The sequence below is a fragment of the Agromyces sp. GXS1127 genome, assembly GCF_050565425.1.
Lineage (GTDB): Bacteria > Actinomycetota > Actinomycetes > Actinomycetales > Microbacteriaceae > Agromyces.
Map to the genome: position 1 here is coordinate 101261 of NZ_JBOCIG010000002.1, position 13332 is coordinate 114592.

A 13332-nucleotide genomic window follows, 5' to 3' on the forward strand; every position below is an offset into this window, starting at 1 on the left:
GTTTCGCCCGGGTGAAACCCGCCTCACACGACGCACGGCGTCATGCAAGGTCTCGGAGCGCTGGTGTTACGGATCCGAAACAGGGGTGAAACCGCGTCGCCGTACGCTCGCCGGCAACCCCAGGACCGGAGGAGCCATGAACGACACCGAGACCGACGCCGTCGCCCAGCGCGACGTGCTCGTCGTCGGCGGCGGCCCCGCCGCGCACCGCCTCGCGGAGAGCCTGCACGCCCGCGACGGCGGCCGCACGCTCCGCGTGACCGTCGTCGCCGACGAGGTGCACGCGCCGTACGACCGCGTGGCCCTCAGCACCCGGCTGGCCGACACCACCGCCGACCTCGCGCTGCCTGCGGGACCCTGGACGGAGGGCTCGGTCCGCCTGGTCACTGGCGAGCGCGTGACCGACGTGGATGCCGCGGCCGGCGTCGCGACGACGGCGGGCGGCCTCGAACTCCGCTTCGACGAGCTCGTGCTCGCGACCGGCTCGAGCGCCCCCGTGCCGCCGATCCCCGGCAGCGAGCACATCCGCGTGTACCGCACGATCGACGACGTCGACGCGCTCGTCGCCGAGACGCGCGACCTCGCCGAGCGCCTCGGCCGCGCCCCGCGCGTCGTCGTCGCCGGCGGCGGGCTCCTCGGCCTCGAGGCCGCGGGCGGCCTCGCGAAGCTCGGCGCGCACGCCGCGATCGTGCACTCCGGCTCCTGGCTGATGTCGGCGCAGCTCGACGAGGGCGCCGGGCGCGCCCTCGGGCGCATCATCGCCGGCCGGGGCATCGACCTGCACCTCGGGGTCCGGCCCGCGAAGGTGCTCACCGGCAGCGGCGGCGTCGTGGGGGTGGAGCTCACCGACGACCGCCGCGTCGACGCCGACCTCGTCGTGTTCGCGATCGGGATCAGGCCACGCGACGAGCTGGCTCGGGCGATCGGGCTCGAGCTCGGACCGCGCGGCGGCGTCGCGATCGACACGGGCTGCGCGGCATCCGCCCCGCACGTCTGGGCGATCGGCGAGGTCGCGAGCTTCGAAGGCCGCTGCACCGGCCTCGTCGCCCCCGCGAACGCGATGGCCGAGGTCGTCGCCGACCGCCTGCTCGGCGGTGCGGCCGAGTTCACGACGATCGACGACGCGACGAAGCTGAAGCTCGCGGGAGTCGACGTCGCGAGCTTCGGCGACGCCCTCGCGCGCACCGAGCAGGCCCTCGAGATCGTCTACGCCGACCCGGCACGCGGCATGTACCAGAAGCTCGTCATGACGGACGACGCGAAGACCCTGCTCGGCGGCGTCTTCGTGGGCGACGCCTCGCCGTACGCCTCGCTCCGGCCGCTCCTCGGCACCGAGCTGTCCGGCGAGCCGGTCGCGTACCTGTCGGCGTCGGGCATGGAGGCACCCTCGGGCGACGAGCTCCCGGCATCCGCCCTCGTCTGCGCCTGCAACAACGTCGCCGCAGGCACGATCCGCGATGCGGTGAACGGATCGCACGGGGAGCACCGGGAGGGCTGCGCCGAGCTCGGACCGCTGAAGGCCTGCACGCGCGCCGGCACGCAGTGCGGGTCGTGCGTGCCGCTCGTGAAGAAGCTGCTCGAGGCCGAGCTGAAGAAGTCGGGCAAGACCGTCTCGCGTGCGCTGTGCGAGCACTTCCCGATCTCGCGGCAGGAGATCTTCGAGTCCGTGCGGGTGCTCGAGCTCGGCTCCTTCGAGGAGATCATCGGCCGGCTCGGCACCGGGCGCGGCTGCGACGTGTGCAAGCCCGTCGTCGCCTCGGTGCTCGCCGCGCAGCACGGCTCGTACATCCTCGACGGCGGCCGCGGCGGCCTGCAGGACACGAACGACCGCGCCATGGCGAACATGCAGAAGGACGGCACGTACTCGGTCGTGCCGCGCATCCCCGCCGGCGAGATCACGCCGCAGAAGCTCGCCGTGATCGCGCAGGTCGCCACCGACTTCGGGCTCTACACGAAGATCACGGGCGGCCAGCGGATCGACCTGTTCGGCGCACGGCTGGACCAGCTGCCCGAGATCTGGAAGCGGCTCATCGACGCCGGCTTCGAGTCCGGGCAGGCGTACGGCAAGGCCCTGCGGAACGTCAAGAGCTGCGTCGGCTCGACCTGGTGCCGCTACGGGGTGCAGGACTCGGTCGCGATGGCGATCCGCCTCGAGCTGCGCTACCGCGGTCTGCGGTCGCCGCACAAGCTGAAGTTCGGCGTCTCGGGCTGCGCGCGCGAGTGCGCCGAGGCCCGCGGCAAGGACGTCGGCGTGATCGCCACCGACCATGGGTGGAACCTCTACGTCGGCGGCAACGGCGGCTTCCAGCCCGCGCACGCGCAGCTGCTCGCGAGCGACCTCGACGACGAGACCCTCATCCGCTACATCGACCGCTACATGATGTACTACATCCGCACCGCCGACCGGCTGCAGCGGACGGCCCGGTGGATCGAGGACCTCGAGGGCGGCCTCGACCACGTCCGCGACGTCGTCGTGCACGACTCGCTGGGGCTCGCCGATGAGCTCGAGGCCGCGATGGCGGCGCACGTCGACACGTACGAGGACGAGTGGGCGGCGACCCTCGCCGATCCCGAGCGGCTGCGCCGCTTCCGTCCGTTCGTGAACGCCCCCGGCCCCGACGACCCCGAGGCGGCGTCGGTCGCGGCGCTCGCGCGCGTCGAGGAGCGCGGCCAGCTCCGGCCGGCCCGACCCGACGAGATCGCCCGCGGCGAGGCCGTCCTCGTCGCCGGCCCGACGATCCCGGTGCGGGGGGCCGACGCATGACCGGCCGCGTGACGCTCGTCGGCGGCGGCCCCGGGCAGGAGGAGCTGCTCACCGTGGGAGCCGTGCGGGCGCTCGGCTCGGCGGACGTCGTGCTCTACGACCGCCTCGCCCCGCACGCGCGACTGGCCGAGCTCGCGCCCGACGCCGAGCTCGTCGACGTGGGCAAGCAGCCCGGCCATCACGCGCTGCCGCAGGAGGAGATCGAGGCGCTCCTCGTCGCGCACGCGCTCGCCGGCCGGAACGTCGTGCGCCTGAAGGGCGGCGACCCGTACGTGTTCGGACGCGGCGGCGAGGAAGTGCTCGCCTGCCACCGGGCCGGCGTGGCGGTCGAGGTCATCCCGGGCGTGACGAGCGCGGTCGCGGTGCCCGGCGCCGCCGGCATCCCGCTCACGCACCGCGGGGTCAGCCGCCTCTTCACCGTCGTCTCGGGGCACGCGCCCCTCAGCGACGACGAGCTCCGCCACCTCGCCGGCCTCGGCGGCACGATCGTGGTGCTGATGGGCGTGAACACCCTGCCGCAGCTCGTCGCCGGGCTCGCCCGCCACGGCATGTCCGCAGCGATGCCCGTCGCGATCATCGAGCGCGGGTTCCGCTGCGACCAGCGCACGACCGTCGCCGACCTCGCGAGCATCGTGACGGCGGCCGGACTTGCGGGCGTGAGCTCGCCGGCGGTGATCGTCGTCGGGGAGGTCGTCCGCCTCGCGCACGACGGCGAACGCACCGCCGCCGAGCTCATGGAGCGGGCGGCCGGGTTCGCGGCGGTGGCCACGTGACCGACCAGGTCGAGTCCGCGATCGGGTTCCGGCCCGACCAGCTCGAGGGGTTCCGGATCGGCGTGACGAGCGACCGCCGTTCCGCGGACCTCATCGACGCGTTCGTGCGCCGCGGCGCGCAGGTCGTGCACGCACCCACCATCCGGATGGCGAACGCGAGCTCCGACGAGCCCGTCATCGCCGACACCCGCGCCATCATCGCGGCCCGCCCCGACGTGCTCCTCGCGACGACCGCCTACGGCGTGCGCCGCTGGTTCGAGGTGGCGGATGCCGCGGGGCTCGGCGACGACCTCCTGTACGCGCTCGGGCGCACCGCCATCCTCGTCCGCGGGCCGAAGGCGCGGGGGGGCATCCGCGCCGCGGGTCTCGACGACGTCGGGATGAGCGCGGAGGAGACCACCGAGTCGCTGATCGACGAGGTGCTGGCGACGCATCCGCCCGGCCTCACCGTCGCGGTGCAGCTGCACGGCTACCTGCCGCCCGAGGCGCTCGACCGCCTCCGGGACGCGCACGACCGCGTCCTCACCGTCGAGCCGTACCGCTGGATCGACCCGGACCTCACGGACGAGCGCGTGGACCGCCTCATCGAGGCCGCCTGCACCGGCGGCCTCGACTGCATCACGTTCACGAGCGCGCCCGCCGTGCACGCCCTGCTCATGGCCGCCGAGGCGCGCGGTCGGTACGACGACCTCGTCGACGCGATGCGCGGACCGGTCGTCGCCGCGACGGTCGGCCCGGTGACGTCCGCGCCGCTCGTGGCCGCGGGCGTCCACCCCCTGCAACCCGACCGGTACCGGATGGGCGCGATGATCCGCCAGGTCTGCGAGCACCTCGAGACCGCACGCGTCATCCGCCTCGAGACCCAGCACGGCACCCTCGCGCTCCGCGGCTCGGTCGTCGAGGTGCGCGGGCGCCGCGTGGCGCTGCCGCCCGTCGCGCTCTCGATCCTCCGGCCGCTCGTGCAGGCGCGAGGCAACGTCGTCGCCCGCGACCGCCTCGCCGCGGCCATGCCCGGCACGGCCGACGAGCACGCGCTCGAGGTCGCGCTGAGCCGCCTCCGGCAGACGCTGAAGGTGCCCGGCCTCATCTCCACCGTGGTCAAGCGCGGCTACCGGATCGACGTCTGACCATGACCTCACATCGGTCGGCCGGGGAGGTGAGCAGGTGGGAACACGAAGTTCACCGCGGGCGCCGGTCGGGGAAACACGCCGCGAATAGCGTCGCCTCACGAGCTCGACCCGTGACCGACACCACCCGGAGGCACCGATGACCGAGACCCTCTCCGCTCCGCCGCCCGCGGCTCCCCACACCACCGCACCGGCGGGCGCCGCGTCCGCCGCCCCGACCGCTCCCCCCGTCGCGATTGGCGCGCTCACCGTCCGCCCGGGCCGGTGGATCGACGGCTGGGACCCCGAGAACCCCGTCCAGTGGGAGCGCGAGGGCCGCCGCATCGCCGCCCGCAACCTGCGCTGGTCGATCTTCGCCGAGTTCCTCGGCTTCGTCGTCTGGCAGCTCTGGTCGATCGTCGTGGTGGCGCTGCCCGCGGCCGGCTTCGCCTTCGACACGGGCCAGATCTTCTGGCTCATCTCGATCCCCGCGCTCGTCGGCGCGACGCTCCGGATCCCCTACACGTTCATGGTCCCCCGCTTCGGCGGCCGGAACTGGACCATCGTCTCGGCGGCGCTCCTGCTCATCCCGGCGATCGGCCTCGCGATCGCGGTCTCGAATCCCGAGACCCCGTTCGGCGTCGTGCTCGCGGTCGCCGCGCTCGCCGGCTTCGGCGGCGGCAACTTCGCCAGCTCGATGGCGAACATCACCTACTTCTTCCCGCAGCGGGAGAAGGGCTGGGCGCTCGGCCTGAACGCCGCCGGCGGCAACCTCGGCGCATCGGTCGCGCAGTTCGTCGTGCCGATCGCGATCACGATCGGCGCGGCCGTCACGCTGAACCTCCCGCTCGCGGGCTGGATCTGGGTGCCCTTCATCCTCATCGCGATGGTCGGTGCGGCGCTCCGCATGGACAACCTCTCGAACGCGAGGGCGGACGTCGCAGCCTCCCTCGCCGCGCTGAAGGAGCCGCACCTGTGGATCCTCGCGGTGCTCTACATCGGCACGTTCGGCTCCTTCATCGGGTTCGCGGGCGTCTTCCCGAAGCTCATCGCCGACCTGTTCCCCGACTTCTCGACGTTCGCCGTGGGATCGGCGACGCTGACGCTGGCCTTCCTGGGCGCGCTCGTCGGCTCCCTCGCCCGTCCGTACGGCGGCCGCCTCGCCGACCGCTTCGGCGGCACGCAGATCACGATCGCGGCGTTCGCCGTGATGGCGGTCGGGGCGCTGGCCGTGGTCCGGACGCTCCCCCTCGGCAACTTCTGGCTGTTCCTCGGCCTCTTCCTCGTGCTCTTCACCGCGTCGGGCATCGGCAACGGTTCGACCTACCGGATGATCCCGACGGTCTTCGCCCTCCGAGCGGGTGCGCGGAACGCCCACGAATCGGCCGGCGACGTGAGCTCGCAGCGGAAGGCCGCGGCGGCCCTGGGCATCATCTCGTCGGTCGGTGCATACGGCGGCTTCGTGATCCCGCAGCTGCTCGGCCTCTCGAAGACCACGTACGGCGACTACACGACCGGCCTCAGCTGGTTCGTGTGGGCGTACGCGGTGATGCTCGTCATCACGGCGGGCGTGTACCTGACGCTCGCCAGGCGATCCGGGCACCGGATCTGACCGGAGCGGGCCGGGCGCCCTCACCGCCCGGCCCCTCCCGCTCCCCAGCGCACACGACACCGCCGCACGTCAGGAGGACGACATGGGAACCGACACCCACTGCCCCTACTGCGCGCTGCAGTGCGCGATGTCGCTGACGGCGACGGATGCCGCGGGCTCGCCCTCCGCGGCGGGCGCACCCGCGACTGCCGCCACCGTGCCGGCCGCGCCACCCGTCACGGTCTCGGGGCGCGACTTCCCGACGAACCGCGGCGGCCTCTGCAAGAAGGGCTGGACCTCCGCGGAGCTGCTCGCCGCACCGTCACGGCTGACCGCCCCGCTCGTGCGCGGCGCGGACGGCGTGCTCCGCGAGTCGACGTGGGACATCGCCCTCGACCTCGTGGCCGACCGGCTCCGCGGCATCCGCTCGGCTCACGGCGCCGACGCCGTCGGAGTCTTCGGCGGCGGCGGACTCACGAACGAGAAGGCGTACCTGCTCGGCAAGTTCGCCCGGCTCGCCCTCGGCACGAGCCGCATCGACTACAACGGCCGGTACTGCATGTCGTCGGCCGCCGCCGCCGGCAACCGCGCGTTCGGCATCGACCGGGGACTGCCGTTCCCGCTCGCCGACCTCGACGACGCCGAGACGATCCTGCTGCTCGGCACGAACGTCGCCGAGACGATGCCCCCCTTCATCGGCCACCTCGCCGGGGCGCAGGCGGCCGGCGGCCTCGTCGTCGTCGACCCCCGACGCACGGCCACCGCCCGCCTCACCGACGACGCACGGGGCGTGCACGTGCAGCCGGCGCCCGGCACCGACCTGATGCTGCTGCTCGGCCTCGCGCACGTCGTGGTCGCGGAGCGGCTCGTCGACGGGGCCTACGTCTCGGCTCGGACGAGCGGATACCCCGCGCTCCGGCGGAGCGTCGCCGCCTGGTGGCCGGAACGCGTCCAATCGGCGACCGGCGTCCCGGCGACGACGATCCGGGCGATCGCCCGCCGGCTCGCCGCGGGAGGGCGGACCTTCATCCTCACCGGTCGGGGCGTCGAGCAGCACGTCGACGGCACCGACACCGCGACGGCCGCGATCAACCTCGCGCTGCTGCTCGGGCTTCCCGGGCGTCCGGGCAGCGGCTACGGCACGCTCACCGGCCAGGGCAATGGCCAGGGCGGTCGGGAGCACGGCCAGAAATGCGACCAGCTGCCCGGCTACCGGAAGATCACCGATCCCGCCGCCCGTGCGCACGTGGCCCGGGTCTGGGGCGTGGACCCGTCCGAGATCCCGGGCCCCGGCCTGCCGGCGATCGAACTGCTCGGCTCGCTGGGCCGCCCCGGCGGGGTGCGGGCGCTGCTGGTGCACGGCTCGAACCTCGTCGTCTCCTCGCCGAACGTCGCCGACGTGCGCCGCGGCATCGACCGCCTCGACCTCCTCGTGGTGTGCGACTTCGTCCTCTCGGAGACCGCGGCGCTCGCCGACGTGGTGCTGCCCGTCCTGCAGTGGGCCGAGGAGGAGGGCACGATGACGAACCTCGAGGGTCGCGTCATCCGCCGTCGCCGTGCGCTCACCCCGCCCGAGGGGGCCCGCGACGAGCTCTGGCTCCTGCACGAGCTCGCACGCCGGCTCGGCTCGACCGCGCGGTTCGACACCGGGCCCGAGGCGGTGTTCGAGGAGCTGCGCCTGGCGTCGGAGGGCGGCATCGCCGACTACTCGGGCATCGACTACCCGATGCTCGACGAGGGAGCCGAGGCCTACTGGCCGTACCCGCGCGGCAGCGCGGGCACCCCGCACCTCTTCGCGGACCGGTTCCACCACGACGACGGGCTCGCCCGTCTCGTCGCCGTCGCGCCGCGCACGGGCGCGCGCCCCGCGCCATCCGCCGACGAGCTCACCCTCGTGACCGGGCGGCTGCTCGAGCACTACCAGAGCGGCGCGCAGACCCGTCGCGTGCCCGAGTTGCTCGACGCGCAGCCCGACGCCCGGGCCGCGCTCCACCCCGCGACGGCCGCGCGGCTCGGCATCGCCGACGACGAGCCGGTCGAGGTCGCGAACGAGCGCGGCACCGTGCGCTGCCGTGCACGATTGACCACCGACATCCGCACCGACGCGGTCTTCCTGCCGTTCCACTACGGCGACGAGCAGGCGGCGAACCTGCTCACCTCCGACGCGGTCGACCCGATCTCGTCGATGCCCGAGTTCAAGGCCAACCTCGTGCGCGTCACGCGCCTCGTCGAAGCGGGAGCCGATTCATGAGCCCACTCCGGATCGTCCTCGTCGGCTACGGCCCCGTGGGCGCGCGCCTCGTGGAGGAGCTGCTGCCGTCGGTGCGCGCCGGCACGGTCGCCCTGACGGTCGTCGCCGGCGAGCCCGTCGAGGCCTACAACCGGGTGCTCGTCGCCGAGTACGCGGTCGGCAACGCCGAGTTCGACGCCATGCTCGTGGGCGACCGCGAGGGCGCCGAGGCCGCGGGCGCGTCCGTCCTGCTCGGCGTCCGGGCGACGCGGATCGATCGCGGCGCGCACCTCGTGCACCTCTCGACGGGCGAGACGCTCCCCTACGACCGGCTCGTGCTGGCCACCGGCTCGCGCGCGAACGTGCCGACGCTCGACGGCGTCGAGCGCCCGCGCCGCGACCTCGCCGACCTGGAGCGCCATCCGTCGACGCTCGTCGCACGCGACGACGAGCTGCCCGCGGGGGTGACCGCGCTGCGCGACCTCGACGACGCCGAGCGGGTGCTCGCGGCCGTCCGCGGCCGGCGGCGGATCGTCGTGCTCGGTGCCGGCGTGCTCGGCCTCGAGCTGGCGCTCGCCGCCGCGCACGCGGGCGCCCAGGTGTGCGTCGTGCACCACGGCCCGCACCCGATGCCGCGCAACCTCGACCGCGGCGCCGGACACGTCCTGCGCTCGGCGCTCCGTCGCACGGGGATCACCGTGATCGCGCACAGCCGCGCCGAGGCGATCGGGTTCCGCACCGACGACGACGGCACGCGGCGCTTCGACATGCTCGTCACGGCCGACGGCAAGCAGGTGCGCGGTGATCTCCTCGTGCTCTCCTGCGGCGTGAGCCCGCGGAACGAGCTCGCGACGCTCGCCGGGCTCCGTACCGCGGTGGGCGTCGTCGTCGGACCGGACCTCCGGAGCTGGACCGATCCGGATGTGTTCGCGATCGGCGACTGCGCGCAGGTCGTCGAGCGCACCGAGGAGACCGCCGGCCGCCGCGTCCTCCCCGGCGCCCCGTCCGGCCTCATCGGTCCCGGCTGGCGGCAGGCCGAGCACCTCGCCGACCGGTTCGCCGCCGAGGCGGAGGGACGCGATGCCGGGGTCGTGCTCGCACCCGAACCGGACGCCATCGTCATGCTCAAGGCCGAGCACGTCGACGTCGTCGCCGTCGGCGACGTCTCGGCCGACCCGTGGGACGACGACGCGCTCGCACCGCGCCGCCGGGTCGCCCAGTGGGCCGATCCCGAGCACCTGCGCTACGTGAAGATGGTCACCGAGGGCGGCATCCTCACCGGGTTCGCGAGCGTCGGGATGCCGAGGACCGCGGCCGAACTGACGCTGCTGTTCGAGCGCCGGGCCGAGCTGCCCGCCGACCGCTCGCTGCTGCTGCGCTTCGACGGACCCGATGACGACCCGTCGGCGAACGCCGACGCGTTCGCGCCGGAGACCACGGTGTGCTGGTGCAACGGCGTGACCGTCGGGCGCATCGAGGAGTCGCACGCCTGCGGCAACGTCACGGTCGAGTGCGTCGGGCGCGACACCCGGGCCGGCACCGGGTGCGGCGGATGCCGCGGGCGGATCGCCGAGATCCTGGCCCGCGCCGCCGAGTCCGACGGGGCGCCGAGCCTCACGGCCTGACGGGAGCACGGCGCGCGGGGCGCGGCATCCGCCGTCAGCGCACCTCGAGCGCACGCAGCGCAGCCGGTCGCCGGATCGGCGGCGGGTGCATCTCACGATCACGATCGCGACGCACCCGGCCGCGTTGCCGTCAGGCGTGCTCGCGCTGCTCCAGCTCGACGGCCGCGTAGCGGTCGAGGACCAGGTCGACGAGTGCGGGCGGCGGCGGCGACGACGGGACGAGCAGCGGGTCCGCGATGGCGTCGGCGCCGGCCGCCACGGCCTGGTCGTAGAAGGTGCCGGGTGCCAGCAGGTAGGGCCCCACCACGATCCGCGAGCCGGGGTGCACCTCGCGGATCATCTCGATCGCGTCGGGCAGGCGCGGGATGGCGGCGGCGATGAAGCCGACCGTGACGGACCGTCCGAGGCGCTGGCCGAGCCGGCGCGCGGTCTCGAAGCACTCGCGCACGGCGCGAGGGTCGTTGGAGCCCGCCGCGGCCAGGAGCACGGTGTCGCCGTCGTCGACGCCGACGGCGGACAGGCGGTCGGCCAGGACGTCGACGAGTCGCTCGTCGGGACCGAGCTCGGCGGCGAGCCGCGCCGACCCGCCGATGCGGTCGAGGCCGAGCGAGAGCCCCGTGCGCACGTGGAATCCCGCCGAGAGCACGAGCGGCACGATCACCGCGTCGGGCTCCGCGGCGGCCTCGAGCGCGGCGCCGATGTCGGCGTTGCTCGCGTCGACGAACGTGATCGACACGTCGAGATCGGGTCGTGCCGATGCGACGCCGTCGATGAGGCGGATCACCGCCTCGCGGTTGGCGGTCGACGGGGTGCCGTGGGTGACGGCGACGAGGCGGAGCGGCGGGCGACGGACCGGTTCCGACACGACTCCGGCATCGCTCGTCCGACCCATCTCACGCCCGCACCTTCCGGCGGAATCCGGTCTCACCCGCCGATCCGACGGTATTCAGACCGTGTTTCGCCGAGCACACCCGCGTGTTTCCGGCGCGTGAAGAGTCCCTCACGCGCGACGCGCGGACCTTCGGTCAGTCGGCGCCCGGCGCACCGGCGCCGGCGTCGCCGAGCAGCTCCGGCCGCACGCGTCGGGTGCGCTCGACCTGCTGCTCGTGCCGCCACTCGGCGACCCGGCCGTGGTGGCCGGAGAGCAGCACCGGCGGGACCTCGAGCCCGCGCCAGACGGCGGGCTTCGTGTAGCTCGGGTACTCGAGCAGCCCGTCCTCGTGCGATTCCTCGACGAGGCTCTCGGGGTTGCCGACCACGCCGGGCACGAGGCGCCCCGCGGCTTCGATCATCGCCATGACCGCGACCTCGCCGCCGTTCAGCACGTAGTCGCCGAGGCTGGTCAGTCGGACCCGCATGCGCGTCGCGTAGTGGTCGACGACGCGCTGGTCGATCCCCTCGTAGCGACCGCACGCGAAGACCAGGTGCTGCTCGGTCGCGAGCTCACGGGCGGTCGCCTGCGTGAACGGCTCCCCCGCCGGCGACGGCACGACGAGCAGCGCATCGGACTCGCCCTCGCCGACGATCGAGTCGAGCGCCTCGCCCCACGGCTCGGGCTTCATGACCATGCCGGCGCCGCCGCCGTAGGGCGTGTCGTCGACGGTGCGGTGCCGGTCGTGGGTGAAGTCGCGGAGGTCGTGGGTCGCGACCTCGATGAGGCCCGTCTGCCGCGCCTTGCCGAGCAGCGACAGGTCGAGCACGTCGAAGAACGACGGGAAGATCGTGACGATGTCGATGCGCATCGTCGGGGCCTATCCGGCGGGGGTCTCGTCGGATGCGGCGGCGGGGTCATCGCCGGCGGCCGCATCGGCGGCGGATGCCTCGGCCTCGCCGCGCTCGGCGGGGACCTCCGGCTCCTCCGGCAGTTCCTCGAACAGTCCCGGCGGCGGCGTGACGGTGAGCGTGCCGGCCTCGACGTCGACCTCGGGCACGAACGCCGCGACGAAGGGCACCATGACATCGCCGCGCTTCGTCGTGACGACGAGGAGGTCCTGCGCGGGGAGGTGGTCGACGTGCGCGACCTCGCCGATGCGCTCGCCGTCGCGGAGGACCGCGAGGCCGATGAGCTGGTGGTCGTACCAGGCGTCGGGCTCGGGTTCCTCGTCGACGGGCTGGTCGACCCAGAGGATCGCCTTCACGAGCCCCTCGGCGGCGGTCCGGTCGTCGATGCCCTCGAAGAAACCGACAGGCTGGCCGTTGTACCAGCGGAGCTCGCGGAAGACCAGTGTGCGGCCGTGCCAGGGCGAATCGGCTGGCACCTGCAGCGAGAACTCCGCGCCGGGCACGAAGCGCCGCTCGGGGTCGTCGGTGTACAGCTCGAGCTTCAGGGCGCCCTTCAGCCCGTGCGCCTTCGTCAGCCGGCCGACGCGGAGCTGCTGGGGGCGGGTCGCCGCGGCCACGTCAGTCGTCGGTGTCGACGACGTCGACCCGGACCCGGCGGCCGTCGGCGAGGGCGGCGACGATCGTGCGCAGCGCCTTCGCCGTGCGACCGGCCCGCCCGATGACGCGGCCGAGGTCCTCGGGGTGCACGTGCACCTCGAGGACCTCGCCGCGTGCGCTCGACGCGGAGACGACCTTCACCTCGTCGGGGTGATCGACGATCCCCTTGACGAGGTGCTCGAGCGCGGAGGTGAGCAAGGCCTACGCCTCGTCCGACGCGGTCTCGTCGGCGGCCTCGGCGGGCTCCTCGGCCTTGGCCGGCTTCTCGGCCTTGGGCTTCACGACCGACTTCTTGGTCGCGTCGACCTCGTACTCGGCCTTCGGCGCAGCGGTCTGGACGGTGTTCTTGGCGTTCTTGTCGCCCTTGAACGTGCCCCAGTCGCCGGTCAGCTTGAGGATGGCGAGGACCTGCTCGGTCGGCTGCGCGCCGACGCCGAGCCAGTACTGCGCGCGGTCCGAGTTCACCTCGATGAACGAGGGGTTCTCGGTCGGGTGGTACTTGCCGATCTCCTCGATCACGCGACCGTCGCGCTTGGTGCGCGAGTCGGCGACGACGATGCGGTAGTACGGGGCACGGATCTTGCCGAGCCGCTTGAGGCGGATCTTGACAGCCACGATTCTCCTGGATGTGTTGTGAGGTAGGCGAACTGACAGCCGTGAGCGTGGGGTGCACACTCGGCGGAAGCTCAATGGGTGCTCTGCGCGCCGGATAGAGGGTCGGGCGGTACAGAACTCGACTGACCATTCTTGCAGATTCCGCGCCGAAACGAGAATCCTCGCGGTCGTGCGGCGCGCTTCGCCGAT

At 73.6% G+C, this 13332-nt stretch carries 11 protein-coding genes; 6 read left to right on the plus strand and 5 right to left on the minus strand.

Translation table 11 applies throughout. The features are described 5' to 3' along the window. Window positions 1-136 precede the first annotated feature (136 nt). The 6 genes from nirB (at window position 137) to ACQ393_RS03520 (ending at window position 10089) form a co-directional block, all read left to right on the plus strand. Complete coding sequence (gene nirB / locus ACQ393_RS03495) at window positions 137-2764, plus strand: nitrite reductase large subunit NirB (RefSeq protein ID WP_430645439.1); 2628 nt, start codon at window positions 137-139, stop codon at window positions 2762-2764. Continuing rightward, entirely contained in the window at window positions 2761-3537 is a 777-nt protein-coding gene (gene cobA, locus ACQ393_RS03500; protein ID WP_430645440.1) for a uroporphyrinogen-III C-methyltransferase, read from the plus strand. The genes nirB and cobA overlap by 4 nt, the downstream gene beginning before the upstream one ends. Then, complete coding sequence (locus tag ACQ393_RS03505; RefSeq protein WP_430645441.1) at window positions 3534-4664, plus strand: uroporphyrinogen-III synthase; 1131 nt, start codon at window positions 3534-3536, stop codon at window positions 4662-4664. Before cobA ends, ACQ393_RS03505 begins: the two co-directional genes overlap by 4 nt. Window positions 4665-4803: 139 nt before the next feature. Further along, window positions 4804-6255, plus strand: a complete 1452-nt coding sequence (locus ACQ393_RS03510; protein WP_430645442.1) for an MFS transporter — start codon at window positions 4804-4806, stop codon at window positions 6253-6255. A gap of 82 nt (window positions 6256-6337) precedes the next feature. Continuing rightward, window positions 6338-8485, plus strand: coding sequence for a molybdopterin oxidoreductase family protein (locus tag ACQ393_RS03515; protein ID WP_430645443.1), 2148 nt, complete (start codon window positions 6338-6340; stop codon window positions 8483-8485). Next, entirely contained in the window at window positions 8482-10089 is a 1608-nt protein-coding gene (locus ACQ393_RS03520; RefSeq protein WP_430645444.1) for an NAD(P)/FAD-dependent oxidoreductase, read from the plus strand. The genes ACQ393_RS03515 and ACQ393_RS03520 overlap by 4 nt, the downstream gene beginning before the upstream one ends. 130 nt (window positions 10090-10219) lie before the next feature. Here the strand turns inward: ACQ393_RS03520 and ACQ393_RS03525 are convergent, their stop codons facing one another. From ACQ393_RS03525 to rpsP, 5 genes are all read right to left on the minus strand, one after another. Further along, on the minus strand, window positions 10220-10954 hold the full coding sequence (locus ACQ393_RS03525) for a sirohydrochlorin chelatase (protein ID WP_430645445.1): 735 nt from the start codon (window positions 10952-10954) through the stop codon (window positions 10220-10222). 160 nt (window positions 10955-11114) lie between these two features. After that, window positions 11115-11831: a tRNA (guanosine(37)-N1)-methyltransferase TrmD gene (gene trmD, locus ACQ393_RS03530; protein WP_430645446.1), complete on the minus strand. Its 717-nt coding sequence runs from the start codon at window positions 11829-11831 to the stop codon at window positions 11115-11117. 9 nt (window positions 11832-11840) lie between these two features. Next, entirely contained in the window at window positions 11841-12488 is a 648-nt protein-coding gene (rimM, locus tag ACQ393_RS03535) for a ribosome maturation factor RimM (protein WP_430645447.1), read from the minus strand. A gap of 1 nt (window position 12489) precedes the next feature. Beyond that, window positions 12490-12726: an RNA-binding protein gene (locus tag ACQ393_RS03540; protein WP_129235695.1), complete on the minus strand. Its 237-nt coding sequence runs from the start codon at window positions 12724-12726 to the stop codon at window positions 12490-12492. Window positions 12727-12729: 3 nt separating this feature from the next. Continuing rightward, entirely contained in the window at window positions 12730-13143 is a 414-nt protein-coding gene (gene rpsP, locus ACQ393_RS03545) for a 30S ribosomal protein S16 (RefSeq protein WP_430645448.1), read from the minus strand. Between the last annotated feature and the right edge of the window lie 189 nt (window positions 13144-13332).